Source organism: Pseudomonas veronii (genome assembly GCF_002028325.1).
GTDB lineage: Bacteria > Pseudomonadota > Gammaproteobacteria > Pseudomonadales > Pseudomonadaceae > Aquipseudomonas > Aquipseudomonas veronii.
Map to the genome: position 1 here is coordinate 6,243,182 of NZ_CP018420.1, position 18,625 is coordinate 6,261,806.

General features: G+C 60.7%; 17 protein-coding genes. 12 read left to right on the forward strand and 5 right to left on the reverse strand.

From position 1 onward, the window contains the following. Window position 1: 1 nt before the first annotated feature. A complete protein-coding gene (gene murU, locus PverR02_RS28745; protein ID WP_046381861.1) occupies window positions 2-676 on the reverse strand; it encodes an N-acetylmuramate alpha-1-phosphate uridylyltransferase MurU in 675 nt (224 codons plus the stop codon). Next, window positions 673-1,698 carry an aminoglycoside phosphotransferase family protein gene (locus PverR02_RS28750; RefSeq protein ID WP_079444817.1) on the reverse strand — a complete coding sequence of 342 codons (1,026 nt, stop codon included), beginning with the start codon at window positions 1,696-1,698 and terminating at the stop codon, window positions 673-675. Before PverR02_RS28750 ends, murU begins: the two co-directional genes overlap by 4 nt. Before the next feature lie 130 nt (window positions 1,699-1,828). On the opposite strand from PverR02_RS28750, the gene PverR02_RS28755 reads away from it, so the two are divergent. The 11 genes from PverR02_RS28755 (at window position 1,829) to PverR02_RS28805 (ending at window position 15,866) form a co-directional block, all read left to right on the forward strand. Beyond that, entirely contained in the window at window positions 1,829-4,609 is a 2,781-nt protein-coding gene (locus PverR02_RS28755) for an LPS-assembly protein LptD (RefSeq protein ID WP_079444818.1), read from the forward strand. Beyond that, window positions 4,584-5,924 (forward strand): peptidylprolyl isomerase, encoded by a 1,341-nt coding sequence (locus PverR02_RS28760; protein ID WP_026140134.1) that lies wholly within the window; start codon window positions 4,584-4,586, stop codon window positions 5,922-5,924. The genes PverR02_RS28755 and PverR02_RS28760 overlap by 26 nt, the downstream gene beginning before the upstream one ends. Continuing rightward, a complete protein-coding gene (gene pdxA, locus PverR02_RS28765) occupies window positions 5,921-6,910 on the forward strand; it encodes a 4-hydroxythreonine-4-phosphate dehydrogenase PdxA (protein ID WP_017847809.1) in 990 nt (329 codons plus the stop codon). The genes PverR02_RS28760 and pdxA overlap by 4 nt, the downstream gene beginning before the upstream one ends. Then, window positions 6,907-7,719: a 16S rRNA (adenine(1518)-N(6)/adenine(1519)-N(6))-dimethyltransferase RsmA gene (gene rsmA / locus PverR02_RS28770; RefSeq protein WP_017847810.1), complete on the forward strand. Its 813-nt coding sequence runs from the start codon at window positions 6,907-6,909 to the stop codon at window positions 7,717-7,719. The genes pdxA and rsmA overlap by 4 nt, the downstream gene beginning before the upstream one ends. 107 nt (window positions 7,720-7,826) lie before the next feature. Then, window positions 7,827-8,207 carry a Co2+/Mg2+ efflux protein ApaG gene (apaG, locus tag PverR02_RS28775; protein ID WP_017847811.1) on the forward strand — a complete coding sequence of 127 codons (381 nt, stop codon included), beginning with the start codon at window positions 7,827-7,829 and terminating at the stop codon, window positions 8,205-8,207. Further along, on the forward strand, window positions 8,207-9,058 hold the full coding sequence (locus tag PverR02_RS28780; RefSeq protein WP_079444819.1) for a symmetrical bis(5'-nucleosyl)-tetraphosphatase: 852 nt from the start codon (window positions 8,207-8,209) through the stop codon (window positions 9,056-9,058). The genes apaG and PverR02_RS28780 overlap by 1 nt, the downstream gene beginning before the upstream one ends. 33 nt (window positions 9,059-9,091) lie before the next feature. Then, complete coding sequence (gene glpE, locus PverR02_RS28785; RefSeq protein WP_046381857.1) at window positions 9,092-9,421, forward strand: thiosulfate sulfurtransferase GlpE; 330 nt, start codon at window positions 9,092-9,094, stop codon at window positions 9,419-9,421. 285 nt (window positions 9,422-9,706) lie between these two features. Further along, window positions 9,707-11,629, forward strand: a complete 1,923-nt coding sequence (locus tag PverR02_RS28790) for a PrkA family serine protein kinase (RefSeq protein WP_017847814.1) — start codon at window positions 9,707-9,709, stop codon at window positions 11,627-11,629. Between the two features lie 113 nt (window positions 11,630-11,742). Beyond that, window positions 11,743-13,014, forward strand: coding sequence for a YeaH/YhbH family protein (locus PverR02_RS28795; protein ID WP_017847815.1), 1,272 nt, complete (start codon window positions 11,743-11,745; stop codon window positions 13,012-13,014). Next, complete coding sequence (locus PverR02_RS28800) at window positions 13,011-14,573, forward strand: SpoVR family protein (RefSeq protein ID WP_017847816.1); 1,563 nt, start codon at window positions 13,011-13,013, stop codon at window positions 14,571-14,573. Before PverR02_RS28795 ends, PverR02_RS28800 begins: the two co-directional genes overlap by 4 nt. A 63-nt stretch (window positions 14,574-14,636) precedes the next feature. Next, window positions 14,637-15,866, forward strand: a complete 1,230-nt coding sequence (locus tag PverR02_RS28805; protein ID WP_017847817.1) for a multifunctional CCA addition/repair protein — start codon at window positions 14,637-14,639, stop codon at window positions 15,864-15,866. Here the strand turns inward: PverR02_RS28805 and folK are convergent. Together folK and folB are read right to left on the reverse strand one after the other, a co-directional pair. Further along, window positions 15,861-16,379, reverse strand: coding sequence for a 2-amino-4-hydroxy-6-hydroxymethyldihydropteridine diphosphokinase (gene folK / locus PverR02_RS28810; RefSeq protein WP_046381854.1), 519 nt, complete (start codon window positions 16,377-16,379; stop codon window positions 15,861-15,863). The genes PverR02_RS28805 and folK overlap by 6 nt on opposite strands. Then, the gene (gene folB, locus PverR02_RS28815; RefSeq protein WP_026140135.1) at window positions 16,370-16,723 is read right to left on the reverse strand and encodes a dihydroneopterin aldolase; all 354 of its coding nucleotides are present in this window, start codon (window positions 16,721-16,723) and stop codon (window positions 16,370-16,372) included. Before folB ends, folK begins: the two co-directional genes overlap by 10 nt. Before the next feature lie 72 nt (window positions 16,724-16,795). On the opposite strand from folB, the gene plsY reads away from it, so the two are divergent. Further along, on the forward strand, window positions 16,796-17,365 hold the full coding sequence (gene plsY, locus PverR02_RS28820) for a glycerol-3-phosphate 1-O-acyltransferase PlsY (RefSeq protein WP_046489144.1): 570 nt from the start codon (window positions 16,796-16,798) through the stop codon (window positions 17,363-17,365). Window positions 17,366-17,398: 33 nt separating this feature from the next. Here plsY and tsaD read toward each other — a convergent pair whose 3' ends face one another. Then, window positions 17,399-18,424: a tRNA (adenosine(37)-N6)-threonylcarbamoyltransferase complex transferase subunit TsaD gene (gene tsaD, locus PverR02_RS28825; RefSeq protein ID WP_017847821.1), complete on the reverse strand. Its 1,026-nt coding sequence runs from the start codon at window positions 18,422-18,424 to the stop codon at window positions 17,399-17,401. Window positions 18,425-18,625 lie beyond the last annotated feature (201 nt).

The window sequence follows — 18,625 nt, forward strand, 5'->3', positions numbered from 1 at the left end:
CTTAGCGCCCCGCTGTCAGCAGGGTTTCGACTTGCGCCAGGCGCTCCAGCGTGCCGACATCGATCCAGCGTCCCGTCATGTGTTCTCCCGTTACTTGACCTTGCGCCATGGCCGCGCGCAACAGCGGCGCCAGCTTGAAGGCACCGGTGCTGCAACCCGCGAACAACTTGGGGTCGAGCACTGATATGCCACTGAAGGTCAGGTTATCGGCACCGGGCGCCGCATCATGAAGCACACCATGATCCAGGTGGAAATCCCCGCCCGAGGGGTGATGCGCCGGGTTATCGACCATCACCAAGTGGGCCAGGCCCTGGAGCGGGCGCTGGAGTTGGGCGAAGTCGTAATCGGTCCAGATATCGCCATTGACCACCAGAAAGGGCTCATCCCCCAGCAACGGCAGCGCCTGGAAAATCCCGCCGCCGGTTTCCAACGGTTCGCCCTCGGGGGAGTAGCGGATGCGCAGGCCAAACTGCGCACCGTCGCCCAGGTAGTTTTCAATCTGCTGGCCGAGCCAGGCATGGTTGATCACGACATCGGTGAACCCGGCCCTGGCCAGCGCCTCCAGGTGATACTCGATCAGGCGTTTGCCGCCCGCCTGCACCAGCGGCTTGGGCGTGTGCAAGGTGAGCGGGCGCATCCGCTCGCCTTTGCCGGCCGCCAGGATCATCGCCTTCATACGCTCGCCTCGGCGGGTTGGCGCAGGCTGGCCAGCAGCTCCGCCAGTTCGCCCAACTCCGGACGGTCCGCCAGTACCCCTTCTATATAGGCAAAGAAGCGCGGCACGTCGGCCAGGTAGCGTGGCTTGCCGTCGCGGTGGCAGATACGCGCGAAAATACCGATCACCTTGAGGTGACGCTGCACGCCCATCAGGTCGCTGGCGCGCAGGAAGTCATCGAAATCCGCCTGCACCGGGATGCCCAGGGTTATGGCGCGCTGCCAATAACCGCGCTGCCATTCGCGCACGCGGGCCTGGGGCCAACTGAGGAACGCGTCCTTGAACAGGCAGGTGATGTCGTAGGTCACCGGGCCGTAGACCGCGTCCTGGAAATCCAGCACGCCGGGGTTCGGTGCGCTGATCATCAGGTTGCGCGGCATGTAGTCGCGGTGTACCAGCACTTTCGGCTGGGCCAGGGCGCTGTCGATCAGGCGCTCGCTGACACGCTGCCAGAGCGCCTGCTGGTGCGCGTCGAATTCGATCCCCAGGTGTCGGCGCACGTACCATTCGGGGAAGAGTTCCAGCTCGCGGCGCAGTAAAGCGACGTCATAGCTGGGCAGCGGCGCGTCCATCGGCAACTGCTGGAAAGCCAGCAAGGCGTCGATGGCATCGGCGAACAATTGATCGGCATTTTGCTCGTCAATCACGTCCAGATAGGTTTTTCTGCCCAGGTCGTTGAGCAAAAGAAAGCCGCGCGGCAAATCTTCTGCATAAATTTTTGGCACATTGATTGCCGATTTCGCCAGTAAATCGGCGATATCGACGAAAGGTTTGCAGTTTTCCTGGGGGGGTGGAGCGTCCATCACCACGAAAGTATGCGCCCCGCCTTCCCAGCGGAAGTAGCGCCTGAAACTCGCGTCGCTACTGGCCGCGGTCAATGTGGCCGGGGGTACGACGCCCCAATCCTGAGCGTTGAAGAGGATCGGCAACTGCTCATCCAGCCAGACTTTCAGCTGTTGTAAACGTAGATCTTGCTCGGGCATTACAAGGGTCTCCGACGGCGCTAGCCGTCAAGCGGGTCATGCTTTATTATCACGCATCTTTTTCAGACCATCGAGAGGCGTGCGGCCCACACCGCGGGCAGATGGCACGCAGGAAGCCCGGACTAATAAGATGGCATTGAAATCCCCCGCGTTTCGTAGAAAATTTCCGTTGCTGGTAACCGGCAGTCTGCTGGCCATGCAACCTTTCGCCACCTCATTCGTGGTCGCCGCGGAACAGTATGACTGCTCAGTCTCTGCTTCGGGTGCCTGGGATTGCGCGCCGAAAACCGCCGCCGCCCCATTGCCACCGCGCCCGGTGCACGACGGTGCAGCCGTCAGCTCGGCCAACGGCACGGCGCAAGCCAACGCTGAAGGCGGCACCGAGGCCGAGCCGAAGACCATGCTGGTCACCGAATCCAAGGGCCGTGGCCTGCGTTCGCGCAGCGCCGACTACAGCCACTTGGACTGGGTGCCTCGCGAGAAGCTGACCGCCGCCCAACTGGCGGAAACCGGTCCTTATTGCTCCGGCGCGTACATCGAGCCGATTCGTCCTGGCATGAACGACAAGACGAACCAGAGCGATGCGCCGACCTTCATCGGCGCCAAGGCCTCGCGTTACGAGCAGGAACAGCAGGTCGCGACCCTGGCCGGTGACGTCGTCATGCGCCAGGGCAGCATGCAGCTGGAGTCTGAAGAAGCCAGCCTGTACCAGGCCGAGAACCGTGGCGAGCTGAACGGCAACGTCCGCCTGCGCGACAACGGCGCCCTGATCGTCGGCGACCACGCCCAGGTCCAGCTCGATACCGGCGCGGCACAGATCGACAACGCCGAATACGTGATGCACAAGTCACGCATCCGCGGTAACGCGCTGTACGCCAAGCGCGCCGAAAACGCGATCATCCGTCTCAAGGACGGTACGTACACCACCTGTGAGCCAGACAGCAACGCCTGGCAGCTCAAGGGCAACAACATCACGTTGAACCCGGCCACCGGTTTCGGTACGGCCACCAACGCGACGTTGCGGATCAAGAACATCCCGATCCTGTATACCCCTTACATCTATTTCCCGATCGACAACCGTCGTCAATCCGGCTTCCTGCCGCCGAGCTTCAGCACCGGCAGCGAGACTGGCTTTACGCTGGTGACGCCGTACTACTTCAACCTGGCACCGAACTACGACGCCACGTTGTACCCGCAATACATGACCAAGCGCGGCTTGTTGATGGAAGGCGAATTCCGCTACCTCACCAAATCCAGCGAAGGCCAGTTCGGCGGCGCGTACCTGAACGACGACAGCAACGAACGCAACAAGCAGACCGATTACGAAAAAACCCGTTATATGCTCAATTGGCAGCATAAGGGCGGGCTGGATTCGCGCCTGACGACTCAGGTGGATTACACCAAGATCAGTGATCCTTACTACTTCCAGGATTTGAAGTCGTATGAAGAGGGGGTTCAGAGTCGGGATTACCTGAATCAGCAAGGGTCTGTGACTTATCGAGGCGATTCTTACCAAGCGCGCGTGAACGTCCAGGCTTATCAGCTGGCAACGATCTCTCAGATCACGCCGTATGATCGCTTGCCGCAGATCACTTTCAATGGTGCGCTGCCGTATCATCCAGGCGGGCTGAACTTTACCTATGAGACCGAAGCGGTTAGGTTTGAGCGTAGCCTGGAAAAGGGCACGTTTACTGATGAGAATGGTCTCGAGTCGGCTCGGCTGGACACCTACGTCAGAGGCCTGACCCGTGCAAACGGTACTCGCTTGAACGCGGCCCCCGCCGTCGACTACCCGATGAACTGGACCTACGGCTTTATTACGCCGAAGTTGAAGTACGTCTACACCAAGTACGACCTCGACCTTGACGGTTTGGGCAAGTCGCAAATGGTTACAGACGGTCAGACGTTCAAGAGCTCACAAGATCGCGCGGTGCCAATTACCAGCGTCGACAGCGGTCTGTACTTCGACCGCAACACCAACTGGTTCGGCAAAGACTACCGCCAAACCCTCGAGCCGCGTGCGTTCTACCTTTATGTACCGAATAAAGACCAGAGCGACATCCCGGTTTTCGACACCAGCGAATACTCGTTCAGCTACGCCTCGCTGTTCCGTGACAACCGCTTCAGCGGCACCGATCGGATCGGCGATGAGAACAAGCTGTCCCTGGGCCTCACCAGCCGCTGGATCGAAGAGAACGGCTTCGAACGCCAACGCATCAGCGTCGGCCAGGCCCTGTACTTCAAGGACCGCGAAGTTCAACTGCCCGGCATCGTGACAGCCGACCGCGCCGACTCCCAGAGCGACGTTTCGCCGATCGCGCTGGACTACGAGTTCCGCTTCAACCGCGACTGGCGCGCCACTGCCGATTACAACTGGGACACGGAAAGCCACGCCCCACGTTCCGGCAGCGCGATGTTCCACTACCAGCCGGAAGACAACCCGAACAAGATCGTCAACCTCGGTTATCGCTATCGCAACGACCAAGTGGTCTACAACCAGCTGACCGGCAAATGGCAGTTCGGTGGTGACTATAGCGTTCCGTCGGACACCGCGAACTATGTGAAGGATTACTACAAAATCCAACAACACGACTTCTCGATGATGTGGCCGATCATTCCTCAGTGGAACATGATTACCCGCTGGCAGTACGACTACGCCCGCAACCGTACCTTGGAAGCCTTCGGTGGTTTCGAGTACGACAACTGCTGCTGGAAACTGCGCGTCATCAACCGTTACTGGGTTTCCAACGACGAATACAGCCAGATCGCCCCGCTTAACGAAAAGGGTGACCACGGGCTCTTCTTCCAGATCGTCCTCAAAGGACTCGGCGGCCTGACCGGCGCCAAGGTAGAGAGCTTCCTCGACAAAGGCATTCAAGGTTATCGTGAACGTGAAGATCAAGCTTTCTGATTGTCTGCGCCCGCTCGTGCTGGGCGCGCTGTTCCTGGGTACCGCATCGGCGCATGCCGCGGTTCAACAGCTGGATAAGGTCGTGGCCATCGTCGATAACGACGTGATCATGCAGAGCCAACTGGACCAACGGGTCAAGGAAGTTCAGCAAACCATCGCCAAGCGTGGCGGTGGTGTGCCGCCTACCAGCGTCCTGGACCAACAGGTGCTGGAGCGCCTGATCGTCGAAAACCTGCAATTGCAGATCGGCGATCGTTCCGGCATCCGTATTTCGGACGAAGAACTGAACCAGGCTGTTGGCACGATCGCGCAACGCAACAACATGAGCATCGATCAGTTCCGCGCCGCCCTGGCCCACGACGGCCTGTCCTATGAGGACGCGCGTGACCAGATCCGCCGCGAAATGATCATCAGCCGTGTGCGTCAGCGCCGTGTGGCCGAGCGGGTTCAGGTATCCGAGCAGGAAGTGAAGAACTTCCTCGCATCGGACCTGGGCAAGATGCAGCTCTCCGAAGAACTGCACCTGGCCAACATCCTGATCCCGACCCCGGACAGCGCCAACTCTGAGCAGCTCAATGCAGCCGCCGCCAAAACCCAGGCTATCTATGATCGCCTGAAGGCCGGTGCCGACTTCGCCCAGATGGCAATCGCCCAATCCGGCAGCGACAACGCACTGGAAGGCGGCGATATGGGCTGGCGTAAAGCCGCTCAATTGCCACCGCCGTTCGACCGTGAGCTGAGTGCCATGGAAGTGGGAGGCATTACCCAGCCAGCCCGCACCCCAGGCGGCTTCATCATCCTCAAGTTGCTGGAACGTCGCGGCGGCGAGACCTCGCTGAAAGACGAAGTCCACGTTCGTCACATCCTGGTTAAACCAAGCGAAATCCGCACCGAAGCGCAAACCAAGGAACTGGCCCAGAAGATCTATGACCGCATCGAAAGCGGCGAAGACTTTGCCACCCTGGCCAAAAGCTTCTCGGAAGACCCAGGTTCAGCCCTCAACGGTGGCGACCTCAACTGGATCGACCCGAAAGCATTGGTGCCGGAGTTCCAGGAAGTGATGGCCAAGACCCCGCAAGGCGTACTGTCCAAACCGTTCAAGACGCAATATGGCTGGCATGTACTGGAAGTCCTTGGCCGCCGCGCCACCGACAACACCAGCCAGGCCCGCGAACAGCAAGCCCTGACCGTCCTGCGCAACCGCAAGTACGATGAAGAGCTGCAAACCTGGCTGCGTCAGATCCGTGACGAAGCCTACGTAGAAAACAAACTGCCAGGCGCCGAGCAAACAGGCACCAACCAGGCAAACCAGTGAAACCCCAGCGTTTCGCGGTGACACCCGGCGAGCCGGCCGGCATTGGTCCAGACCTGTGCCTGCTGCTCGCCTCGCAGCCCCAGCCACACCCCCTGATCGCCATTACCAGCCGCGACCTGCTCCTTGAGCGGGCCGCGCAACTGGGCGTGGCCGTCAAGCTGCTGGACGTTGCGCCGGGTAACTGGCCCGACCTGCCGGCTCCTGCGGGCAGCCTGTATGTATGGGATACCCCGCTGCAGGCCAAGGTGGTCGCCGGGCAACTGGACAAGGCCAATGCGGCCTTTGTGCTGCAAACCCTGACCCGTGCCGGGCAAGGGTGTATCGACGGCGACTTCGCCGGCATGATCACCGCCCCCGTACACAAGGGTGTGATCAACGAGTCCGGCATCGCCTTTTCCGGCCATACCGAATTCCTCGCCGAACTGACCCACACCCCCCAAGTCGTGATGATGCTGGCCACACATGGCCTGCGCGTCGCCCTGGTGACCACGCATTTGCCGTTGCGCGACGTCGCCGATGCCATCACCGTCGAACGCCTGGAGCGCGTCACGCGCATCCTGCATGCCGACCTGCAACAGAAATTCGGCATCGCCCAACCGCGCATCCTGGTCTGCGGGCTCAACCCCCACGCCGGTGAGGGCGGCCACCTGGGCCATGAAGAAATCGACATCATCGAACCCACCCTGGAGCGTCTGCGCCAAGACGGCATGGACCTGCGCGGCCCATTGCCCGCGGACACTCTGTTTACCCCCAAATATCTGGAGCACTGCGACGCAGTGCTGGCGATGTACCATGACCAGGGGCTGCCCGTGCTGAAATACAAAGGCTTCGGCGCCGCAGTCAACGTGACGCTGGGCCTGCCGATCATCCGCACTTCCGTCGACCATGGCACCGCCCTGGACCTGGCGGGCAGCGGCAAGATCGATACCGGCAGCCTGCGCGTGGCCCTGGAAACCGCCTATCAGATGGCCGAGACCCGTATATGACCGAGCATTACCAACACCGGGCGCGCAAGCGCTTCGGGCAAAACTTCCTGCACGACGCTGGCGTGATCGACCGCATCCTGCGCTCCATCCATGCCAAGCCCGAAGACCGTCTGCTGGAAATCGGCCCGGGCCAGGGCGCACTGACCCAAGGCCTGCTGGCCAGCGGCGCGCAACTGGATGTGGTTGAGCTCGATAAAGACCTGATCCCGATCCTCAATCAGCAGTTTGGCGGCAAGTCCAACTTCATCCTGCACCAGGGCGATGCGCTGAAGTTCGACTTCACCAGCCTCAATGCCGCGCCCAACAGCCTGCGGGTGGTGGGTAACCTGCCGTACAACATCTCCACGCCGCTGATCTTCCACCTGCTGAACAACGCAGGGATCATCCGCGACATGCACTTCATGCTGCAGAAAGAAGTGGTTGAGCGCTTGGCCGCCGGCCCTGGCGGCGGCGATTGGGGCCGCCTGTCGATCATGGTTCAGTACCACTGCCGCGTCGAACACCTGTTCAATGTTGGCCCGGGCGCGTTCAACCCGCCGCCGAAGGTCGATTCGGCCATCGTGCGCCTGGTGCCTCACGCCGTGCTGCCGCACCCGGCCAAGGATCACAAACTGTTGGAGCGCGTCGTGCGCGAAGCCTTCAACCAGCGCCGCAAGACCCTGCGCAATACGCTCAAAGCGCTGTTGAGCAACGCCGAGATCGAAGCCGCTGGCGTCGACGGCAGCCTGCGCCCGGAACAACTGGACCTGGCCGCATTCGTGCGCCTGGCCGACCAGCTTGCGATCCAGCCGCCGCCCGTCGCGGACTGAAGCCCACCCTGCACCAGGCCCGACAGCATGTCTGGCCTAGTGCCCGCCTCTTGGCCTAGACTGATCCGCATCTGCTGTCCTCCGCTTTTGCTTTTAAGGCCTCTTGCATGTCCGATCCTCGCTACCAGATCGACGTCAGCGTCGTTACCCGCTTCCTGGCGGACCAATCGCAACCTGAACACAACCGTTTCGCCTTTGCCTACACCATCACGGTGAAAAACAACGGGCTGGTGCCGGCCAAGCTGCTGTCACGCCACTGGGTGATCACCGACGGTGACGGTCAAGTGGAGGAGGTGCGGGGTGCCGGCGTGGTCGGCCAGCAACCGCTGATCGATATCGGCGCCAGCCATACCTACAGCAGCGGCACGGTGATGACGTCCAAGGTCGGCACCATGCAAGGCTCGTATCAGATGAAAGCCACTGACGGCAAACTGTTCGACGCGATCATCAAGCCATTTCGCCTGGCCGTGCCCGGAGCCTTGCACTGATGGCAACCTATGCGGTCGGCGACCTGCAAGGCTGCCTGCAACCCCTCAAGTGCCTGCTCGAACGCGTGGCCTTCGACCCAGCGAACGATCGCCTGTGGCTGGTAGGCGACCTGGTCAATCGTGGCCCCGAATCCCTGGAGACCCTGCGCTACTTATATGGCCTGCGCGATTCCCTGGTGTGCGTACTGGGCAACCACGACCTGCACCTGCTCGCGGCCGGCAGTAACATCGAGCGCCTGAAAAAGGCCGATACCCTGCGGGAAATCCTCGAGGCCCCGGATCGCACCGACTTGCTGGACTGGCTGCGCCGGCAAAAGATCATGCACTACGACGAACAGCGCGACATGGTGCTGGTCCATGCCGGCATTCCACCGCAGTGGACGCTGAAAAAAGCCCTCAAGTGCGCCGCCGAAGTCGAAAGCGCCCTGGCCGATGACAACCTGTACGTCGCCTATCTCGACGGCATGTACGGCAATGAACCGGTGAAATGGGACAACGACCTGACGGGCGTCGCCCGCCTGCGCGTGATCACCAACTATTTCACACGCATGCGCTTCTGCACCGCCGACGGCAAACTGGACCTCAAGAGCAAGGAAGGCGCCGACACCGCGCTGCCCGGCTACAAACCGTGGTTCGCCCACAAGGAACGCAAGACCCGCGACACGAAGATCATCTTCGGTCACTGGGCGGCCCTCGAAGGCAAATGCGATGAACCCGGCGTGTTCGCCCTCGACACCGGCTGCGTGTGGGGCGGCGCCATGACCCTGATGAACATCGACACCGGCGAGCGCCTGAGCTGCCAGTGCCCTTCCCCTCTTCCCGTGACCCCGTCGGTTGCCGCGAAGCGCTAGACGCCGCTTGCAGCCAAACCCAAGGAGCCCGCCATGAGCGAATTCAAACGTATCCCACCCGAACAAGCCCAGGCCCTGCGCGAACAAGGCGCGGTGGTGGTGGATATTCGTGATCCGCAGACCTACGCCCTGAACCACATCAAAGGCGCCCGGCACCTGGATAACCACAACATCGCCGATTTCATCCGCGCCGCCGACCTCGACGCGCCGGTGATCGTGGCCTGCTATCACGGCAATTCCAGCCAGAGCGCGGCCGCCTATCTGATCAGCCAGGGCTTCTCCGACGTCTACAGTCTGGACGGTGGCTTTGAGCTGTGGCGTACGACCTATCCTGCAGAAATTGCCTCCGGCGATTCGCAATAATTTTTTTCACACCCCGCCACCCCGCGTGACGCTTGGGCTTGCGCCGTTTCTGACGAACGGCGCACCCAAACTAATTGCGTATCCCTCCTTTACCTCGCGGATTCCGAACTATCCTTAAGCGCAGGCCATCCGAATCAGGGGAGAGCCGGTACACCGGCGTGCGGGTCATCGGTAGCGTTTCAGGGTGTTCTGGGGGGAAAACGGCCATTGGCGTTCGTCAATGACTGCCAGCATCGACTGATTGATCCGGCGTCGGCTCCACGTATCGAGCGAGGTGACGACGTCATGAGTATTTTTAGCCACTTCCAACAACGCTTCGAGTCCACGCAGCAGGAAGAACTCACACTGCAAGAGTATCTCGACCTGTGCAAGCGTGACCGCAGCACCTACGCGTCTGCCGCCGAGCGTTTGTTACTGGCGATTGGCGAGCCGCAGTTGGTGGACACCTCCAACAATTCGCGTCTGTCGCGAATCTTCTCGAACAAGGTGATCCGCCGCTATCCGGCCTTTGAAGACTTCCACGGCATGGAAGAATGCATCGACCAGATCGTCTCCTACTTCCGGCACGCCGCCCAAGGCCTGGAAGAGAAGAAACAAATCCTCTACCTGCTCGGCCCGGTTGGCGGCGGTAAATCGTCCCTGGCCGAAAAACTCAAACAACTGATCGAGAAAGTGCCCTTCTACGCCATCAAGGGTTCGCCGGTCTTCGAGTCGCCCCTGGGCCTGTTCAACGCCACGGAAGATGGCGCGATCCTCGAAGAAGACTTCGGCATCCCACGGCGCTACCTCAACACCATCATGTCGCCCTGGGCGACCAAGCGCCTGGCCGAGTTCGGCGGTGACATCAGCCAGTTCCGCGTGGTGAAACTCTACCCGTCGATCCTCAACCAGATCGGCGTGGCCAAGACCGAGCCGGGCGATGAGAACAACCAGGACATCTCGGCGCTGGTGGGCAAAGTCGATATCCGCAAACTGGAAGAATTCCCACAAAACGATGCCGACGCCTACAGCTACTCGGGCGCACTGTGCCGGGCCAACCAGGGCCTGATGGAATTCGTGGAGATGTTCAAGGCTCCGATCAAGGTCCTGCACCCACTGCTCACCGCCACCCAGGAAGGTAACTACAACAGTACCGAAGGCCTCGGCGCGATTCCGTTCACCGGGATCCTGCTGGCCCACTCCAACGAATCGGAATGGCACACCTTCCGCAACAACAAGAACAACGAAGCCTTCATCGACCGGATCTACATCGTCAAGGTGCCGTACTGCCTGCGGGTCAGCGATGAAATCAAGATCTACGACAAGCTGCTGTTCAACAGCTCCCTGGCCAAGGCCCATTGCGCGCCCGACACCTTGAAGATGCTCGCGCAATTCACCGTGCTGTCGCGCCTCAAGGAGCCGGAGAACTCGAATATCTATTCGAAGATGCGCGTGTACGACGGCGAAAACCTCAAGGACACCGATCCCAAGGCCAAGTCGATCCAGGAATACCGCGACACCGCCGGCGTGGACGAGGGCATGAACGGCCTGTCGACGCGCTTCGCGTTCAAGATCCTGTCCAAGGTGTTTAACTTCGACCCTCACGAGATCGCCGCCAACCCGGTCCACTTGCTCTATGTGCTGGAGCAGCAGATCGAACAGGAACAATTCCAGGCCGAAACCCGCGAACGCTACCTGCGCTTCCTCAAGGAATACCTGGCGCCGCGCTATATCGAGTTCATCGGCAAGGAAATCCAGACTGCGTACCTGGAATCCTACAGCGAGTACGGCCAGAACATCTTCGACCGCTACGTGCTGTATGCCGACTTCTGGATTCAGGACCAGGAATACCGCGATCCGGAAACCGGCGAAATCCTCAATCGCGTAGCCCTCAACGAGGAACTGGAAAAGATCGAAAAACCCGCCGGCATCAGCAATCCGAAGGATTTCCGCAACGAAATCGTCAACTTCGTGCTGCGCGCCCGCGCCAACAACAACGGCAAGAACCCCACTTGGCTCAGCTACGAGAAGCTGCGGGTGGTCATCGAGAAGAAAATGTTCTCCAACACCGAGGATCTGCTGCCGGTCATCAGCTTCAACGCCAAGGCCAGCAAGGAGGATCAGCAAAAACACAACGACTTCGTTACACGGATGGTCGAGCGTGGCTACACCGACAAACAGGTACGGTTGCTCTCCGAGTGGTATCTGCGGGTGCGCAAATCGCAGTAAGGCAGCGACGGGCGTGTACTGCCGGGCCCATGGCCTGGCAGTCGACCGCTTGTCTCTAAGCTTCCAGCTCGCGGCTTGAAGCTTGTAACGTGAAGCTGCCCGGAGGGCTCCCCATGAGCTATGTGATCGACCGACGCCTCAATGGCAAGAACAAGAGCACGGTAAACCGTCAACGTTTCCTGCGGCGTTACCGTGACCACATCAAAAAGGCCGTTGAAGAGGCCGTCAGCCGCCGTTCCATCACCGACATGGAGCATGGCGAACAGATCAGCATTCCCGGACGGGACATCGACGAACCGGTGCTGCACCACGGCCGGGGTGGCAAGCAGACTGTCGTGCATCCGGGCAACAAGGAGTTCACCACCGGCGAACACATCCAGCGCCCCCAAGGCGGTGGCGGCGGCAAGGGCCCCGGCAAGGCGGGTAACTCCGGCGAAGGCATGGATGAGTTCGTGTTCCAGATCACCCAGGAAGAATTCCTCGAATTCATGTTCGAAGACCTCGAACTGCCCAACCTGGTCAAGCGCAACCTGACCGGCACCGACACGTTCAAGACCGTGCGCGCCGGGATCAGCAACGAAGGCAACCCTTCCCGGATCAACATCATCCGCACCCTGCGTTCGGCACACGCCCGGCGCATCGCCCTGTCCGGCAGCAGCCGCGCCAAATTGAAGGAGGCCAAGGAAGAGTTGGCGCGCTTGAAACGCGAAGAACCGGACAACTTCGGCGATATCCAGGAAATCGAGACAGAAATCGAGAAGCTCAGCGCGCGCATTCACCGCGTGCCGTTCCTCGACACCTTCGACTTGAAATACAACCTGTTGGTCAAACAACCCAACCCAAGCTCCAAGGCAGTGATGTTCTGCCTGATGGACGTGTCCGGCTCCATGACCCAGGCCACCAAAGACATCGCCAAGCGCTTTTTCATCCTGCTGTACCTGTTCCTCAAGCGCAACTACGACAAGATCGATGTGGTATTCATCCGCCACCACACCAGCGCCCGGGAAGTCGATGAGGAGGAATTCTTTTATTCACGGGAAACCGGCGGCACCATCGTCTCCAGCGCGTTGAAACTGATGCAGGAAATCATGGCCGAGCGCTACCCGGCCAACGACTGGAACATCTACGCGGCGCAGGCCTCCGACGGCGACAACTGGAATGACGACTCGCCGATCTGCCGCGACATCTTGATCAACCAGATCATGCCATTCGTGCAGTACTACACTTATGTCGAGATCACCCCCCGTGAGCACCAGGCGCTGTGGTTCGAATACGAGCGCATCGGCGAAGCCTTCGCCGACACGTTCGCCCAGCAGCAATTGGTCTCGGCCGGCGATATCTACCCGGTCTTCCGTGAACTCTTCCAGCGCAGGTTAGTGACATGACCGCCAAAGAGCATAAACGCCAACCCATTTCCACGGGGTCTGAGTGGACCTTTGAACTGATCCAGGCCTACGACCGGGAAATCAGCCGCATCGCGGCCGGTTATGCCCTGGACACCTACCCCAACCAGATCGAAGTGATCACCGCCGAACAGATGATGGATGCCTACGCTTCGGTAGGCATGCCCCTGGGTTACCACCATTGGTCCTACGGCAAACACTTCCTCAGCACCGAAAAGTCCTACAGTCGCGGCCAAATGGGTCTGGCCTACGAGATCGTGATCAACTCCGACCCTTGCATCGCCTACCTGATGGAAGAAAACACCATCTGCATGCAGGCGCTGGTGGTGGCTCATGCCTGCTACGGGCATAACAGTTTCTTCAAGGGCAACTACCTGTTTCGTACCTGGACCGACGCCAGCTCGATCATCGACTATCTGGTGTTCGCCAAGCAGTACATCATGCAGTGCGAGGAGCGCCACGGCATCGATGCGGTGGAAGACTTGCTCGACTCCTGCCATGCCCTGATGAACTACGGCGTCGATCGCTACAAACGCCCGTATCCGATTTCCGCCGAAGAAGAACGCCTGCGCCAGAAGGAGCGCGAGGAACACCTGCAGAAGCAGATCAACGACCTGTGGCGCACCATTCCCAAACGCGCCGATAAAAACAGCGACAAGGACAATGCGCGCTTCCCCGCCGAACCTCAGGAAAACATCCTGTATTTCCTGGAAAAGCACGCGCCCCTGCTGGAGCCGTGGCAACGGGAAATCGTGCGTATCGTGCGCAAGATCGCCCAGTACTTTTACCCACAGCGCCAGACCCAGGTGATGAACGAAGGCTGGGCGACGTTCTGGCACTACACCCTGATAAACGACCTGTACGACGAAGGCCTGGTCACTGACGGCTTCATGATGGAGTTCCTCACTTCCCACACCAGCGTGGTGTTCCAACCCGGCTTCGACAGCCCGTACTACAGCGGCATCAACCCGTATGCGCTGGGCTTTGCCATGTATCGCGACATCCGGCGCATGTGCGAAAACCCCACTGAGGAAGACCGCCACTGGTTCCCGGAAATCGCCGGCACCGACTGGCTTTCCACCATCAAGTTCGCCATGAGCAGCTTCAAGGACGAGAGCTTCATCCTGCAGTACCTGTCGCCCAAGGTGATTCGCGACCTCAAGCTGTTCAGCATCCTCGATGACGACCTCAAGGACGACCTGGTGGTACCGGCCATCCACGACGAGCCCGGCTACCGCACCATTCGCGAAACCCTGGCGGCACAGTACAACCTGGGCAACCGCGAGCCCAACGTGCAGATCTACAGCATCGACGTGCGCGGCGACCGCTCGCTGACCCTGCGTCACCAGCAGCACGACCGCAAACCCCTGGGCGACTCCACCGAGGAAGTACTCAAGCACCTGCATCGGCTGTGGGGGTTCGACATCCACCTGGAAACCCTGCAGGGCGATCAGGTGATGAAAACCCACCACGTCCCCCCACGCAGCGATCACAACGATAACGACTACGGCCGCCTGGACCTGGCCGTCGTTCATCTCTGAAACGGCAAAGCCTCCATTGGCCGGGCACAGGCGTTATCCTGTGCGGCTAATGGAGGCTTTTTCATGAAAATCTACAAAGTCGGCGGCGCGGTGCGTGACCGCCTTCTGGGCATCAAGGTCACCGATATCGACCGTGTCGTCGTCGGCGCAACGGCCGAGGAAATGCTCGCCAAGGGCTATAAACCGGTGGGCGCGGACTTCCCGGTATTCCTCGACCCGAAAAACGGCGACGAGTACGCCCTCGCCCGTACCGAGCGCAAGAGTGGCCGGGGCTATGGCGGCTTTGTGTTTCACGCCAGCCCGGACGTCACGCTGGAAGAAGACCTGATCCGCCGCGACCTGACCATCAACGCCATGGCAGAGGACGACGACGGCAGGCTGACCGACCCCTATCACGGCCAGCGCGACCTTGAAGCCCGCATTTTACGCCACGTTTCCCCGGCGTTCGCCGAAGATCCCCTGCGCGTATTGCGGGTTGCGCGCTTTGCTGCGCGCTACGCCCACCTGGGTTTTACAGTGGCGCCGCAAACCCTGGACCTGATGCGTCAACTCAGCGAATCCGGTGAACTCGAAGCCCTGACGCCGGAGCGCAGCTGGAAGGAAATTTCCCGTGCCCTGATGGAAGACCAGCCCCAGGTATTCATCCAGGTGCTGCGCGATTGCGCCGCACTGAAAACCTTGATGCCGGAAGTCGACGCCCTGTTCGGCGTGCCGCAGCCCGCAGCCCATCACCCCGAGATCGACAGCGGCGTTCACACCTTGAGCGTGCTCGAACAGGCCGCTTTGCATCACCAGCCGCTGACAGTGCGCTGGGCCTGCCTGCTGCATGACGTCGGCAAAGGCCTGACGCCTGTGGATAAGTTGCCACAGCATATTGCCCATGAGCAGCGCGGCCTGAAGCTGATCAAGGCGGTCAATGAACGCTTCAAGGCGCCGAGGGACTGCCAGGAACTGGCGCTGTTGGTGGGCCAATACCACACCCATGGCCATCGTGCCCTGGAGCTTAAAGCCTCGACATTACTGGAATTGCTGCAGAGTTTTGACGTTTACCGGCGGCCGCAGCGCTTTGAAGAGTTCGTGGTCGCCTGCGAAATGGACGCCCGCGGCCGCAAGGGCTTGGAACAACGCAGTTATCCACAGGCAGATTATTTGCGCGGCGCCGCAAAGGCCGCGCGCGAGGTCGCGGTGGCGCCGTTGCTGGAGAAGGGTTTCAAGGGCCCCGAACTGGGCGAGGCCCTGAAGCGCGAACGGCTCAAGACCTTGAAAGCCTACAAGGAACAGCACGCCCTATAGCAGCGCGCTCGGCGTCAGTTGCTGGCCCCGCCATTCGAATCCGACGGGCGCCAGCACCTGATCGATCTGTGCATCCCGCCACAGCTCAGCCAGCGTCTTGCCCACTTCAGGGTGCACACGATCCGGCGCCATCATCGACAACGGCCACAGCACGAAGGCGTTTTTCAGGATTTCTGCACGCGGCAAGATCAGGCCATCGAAGTTGCCCACCAGATCGCCGTACAGCAGCACGTCGATATCCAGCGGCAGGCCCTTGCGATCCGGCGCGTAACGGCCATTGTCGGCCTCGATGGATTTTAGCCGGCGATCCAGTTCCATCAACGACAGGTCGGTATAGGCCGACACCACCAGATTGAAGAACAGCCCGCTCTTGATGCCCACCGGCTGGCTCTCGAACACCGCCGAGCAGCGCATGTCGATCAAGAAGCCCGCGAGTGCATCCAGGCCCGCGCACAGATGGGGCTCGCGCTCGATATTGCTGCCAAGACCAAGGTAAACCTGAGTTAGCGACATCCGCGCTCGATCTCCACGCCCACGCCCTTGGCGGCCGGTACGGCCCCCGGCTTGGTCAACTTGAGGTGCAGCCAGGGAATCTGGAACTCGCTCATCAGCACTTCGGCCAGACGCTCGGCAAAGGTTTCCACCAACTGGTACTGCGACTGCTCGGCAAAGGCCTGGATACGCGCGGACACACTGGCGTAATCCAGTGCCAGGGTGAGGTCGTCACCCGCAGCGGCCGGGCGGTTGTCCCAGGCGAAACTCAGGTCCAGGCGCAAGCATTGCTTGATGCCGCGCTCCCAGTCGTAGGCCCCGATCACGGTGTCGACTTCCAGGCCTTCGATAAACACTCTGTCCAAGCTCTTCTCCGCAGCACGACAAGGGCGCGATGCCCCGTTAGAATCAGGGCGTCCTCGCCCGGAATAGTTAGCATGTTTTGGTCACTGGCGATTTTCGCCTACCTGCTCGGCTCGCTGTCCTTCGCCATTTTGCTCAGCCGCCTGACGGGAAATCCCGACCCGCGAATGGGTGGTTCAGGCAATGCCGGCGCCACCAACATGCTGCGCCTGGCCGGCAAGAAGCTCGCCGTGCTGACGCTGCTGGGCGACGTGTGCAAGGGCCTGTTGCCCGTACTGATCGCCAGCCTTGCCGGCCTTACCCTGCAACAGCAAGCCTGGATTGGCGTGTGCGCCGTCCTCGGCCATCTGTTTCCGTTGTACTTCCGTTTTCGCGGCGGCAAGGGTGTCGCCACGGCGGCCGGCATGCTGCTGGGGATCTACCCTCCGGCGGCGCTGCTGGCCATGCTCGCCTGGCTGCTGACCTTCTACCTGACCCGCACCAGCTCGCTGGCCGCGCTGATCGCCACGCCGCTCACCCTGCCGTTGCTGGCCTGGCAGGAACCGGCGGCGCTGTTGCCGATGAGTGTGCTGACCCTGCTGATCGTCTGGCGCCATCGCGGCAATTTACGCGACCTGTTTGCCGGGCGCGAACGGCATTTTTAAATCCGGCCGATGAATTCCGCTCACCTTGAGCGCCTACAACGGTGACAACTGCTCCATCGGCCAGCGTGCCTGCACGCTGATCGCCAGGCTTTCGTGCTGCCCGGCCTGCAGGCGCTGGCAACCGGCATAAGCGATCATCGCGCCGTTGTCGGTGCAGAATTCAGGGCGCGCATAGAACACATCGCCCTTCATGTCGCCGAGCATTTTTTCCAGGGATGCGCGCAAGGCCTTGTTGGCGCTGACGCCGCCTGCGATCACCAGGCGCTGCATGCCCGCCTGTTTCAGGGCGCGCTTGCACTTGATGGTCAAAGTCTCCACCACAGCCTGCTGGAACGCCAGCGCGATGTCGCAACGGGCTTGCTCACTGTCGTCCCCGGCGCTGACGCTGTGCTGCCAGGTATTCAGGGCAGAGGTCTTCAAACCGCTGAAGCTGAACATCAGCCCCGGGCGATCACACATCGGACGCGGGAAGGTATAGCGACCGGCGACGCCTTTTTCGGCCAGGCGCGCGATTTCCGGACCGCCGGGATAATTGAGGCCCATCATCTTCGCGGTCTTGTCGAACGCCTCACCGGCGGCATCGTCCAGCGACTCGCCCAATAGCGTGTATTGACCGATCCCATCGACCTGAACCAGCTGCGTATGGCCACCCGAAACCAACAAAGCGACGAACGGGAACTGCGGCGGTGTTTTTTCCAGCATCGGCGCCAGTAAATGACCTTCCATATGGTGTACGCCGAGGGCCGGAATGTCCCAGGCAAATGCCAGCGCCTGGGCGCAAGAAGCCCCAACCAGCAGGGCTCCGACCAATCCGGGGCCGGCGGTGTAGGCGATCGCATCGATCTCGGTCGGCACGCAGCCGGCCTCGTCCAGCACCTGCCGAATCAACGGCAGCATGCGTTTGACGTGATCACGGCTGGCAAGCTCCGGCACCACGCCGCCATAGGCGCGATGCAAGTCGATCTGACTGAACAGCGCATCGGCCAAAAGCCCGCGTTCACTGTCGTAAAGTGCGACACCGGTTTCGTCGCAGGAGGTTTCAAGTCCCAGTACTAGCATGGGTTTGCGCCTTGTAGAGGCTGAATTCGAAGGCGCGCATAATAGTCGCCACTCCCCCTCCCGACTAGCGGTTTTCGATCAGAGGCTTTGCATTCCTGGCAATGAGGGGTTAACATCCGCAACCCTTAAAAACCGACGACCTCAGCCGCGAATTTTTTGCGACGAGAACGTTGATTCCCGGTAATGAAAGAAGGTAGCTCT

Excerpts from the sequence above, each read along its gene's own strand:
- PverR02_RS28795 (WP_017847815.1), top strand. The coding sequence starts at position 11,743 with ATGAGCTATGTGATCGACCGACGCCTCAATGGCAAGAACAAGAGCACG.
- PverR02_RS28755 (WP_079444818.1), top strand. The coding sequence starts at position 1,829 with ATGGCATTGAAATCCCCCGCGTTTCGTAGAAAATTTCCGTTGCTGGTA.
- apaG (WP_017847811.1), top strand. The coding sequence starts at position 7,827 with ATGTCCGATCCTCGCTACCAGATCGACGTCAGCGTCGTTACCCGCTTC.
- murU (WP_046381861.1), bottom strand. The coding sequence starts at position 676 with ATGAAGGCGATGATCCTGGCGGCCGGCAAAGGCGAGCGGATGCGCCCG.
- PverR02_RS28780 (WP_079444819.1), top strand. The coding sequence starts at position 8,207 with ATGGCAACCTATGCGGTCGGCGACCTGCAAGGCTGCCTGCAACCCCTC.
- PverR02_RS28750 (WP_079444817.1), bottom strand. The coding sequence starts at position 1,698 with ATGCCCGAGCAAGATCTACGTTTACAACAGCTGAAAGTCTGGCTGGAT.
- PverR02_RS28805 (WP_017847817.1), top strand. The coding sequence starts at position 14,637 with ATGAAAATCTACAAAGTCGGCGGCGCGGTGCGTGACCGCCTTCTGGGC.
- rsmA (WP_017847810.1), top strand. The coding sequence starts at position 6,907 with ATGACCGAGCATTACCAACACCGGGCGCGCAAGCGCTTCGGGCAAAAC.
- PverR02_RS28800 (WP_017847816.1), top strand. The coding sequence starts at position 13,011 with ATGACCGCCAAAGAGCATAAACGCCAACCCATTTCCACGGGGTCTGAG.
- plsY (WP_046489144.1), top strand. The coding sequence starts at position 16,796 with ATGTTTTGGTCACTGGCGATTTTCGCCTACCTGCTCGGCTCGCTGTCC.
- glpE (WP_046381857.1), top strand. The coding sequence starts at position 9,092 with ATGAGCGAATTCAAACGTATCCCACCCGAACAAGCCCAGGCCCTGCGC.
- PverR02_RS28790 (WP_017847814.1), top strand. The coding sequence starts at position 9,707 with ATGAGTATTTTTAGCCACTTCCAACAACGCTTCGAGTCCACGCAGCAG.
- tsaD (WP_017847821.1), bottom strand. The coding sequence starts at position 18,424 with ATGCTAGTACTGGGACTTGAAACCTCCTGCGACGAAACCGGTGTCGCA.
- folK (WP_046381854.1), bottom strand. The coding sequence starts at position 16,379 with ATGTCGCTAACTCAGGTTTACCTTGGTCTTGGCAGCAATATCGAGCGC.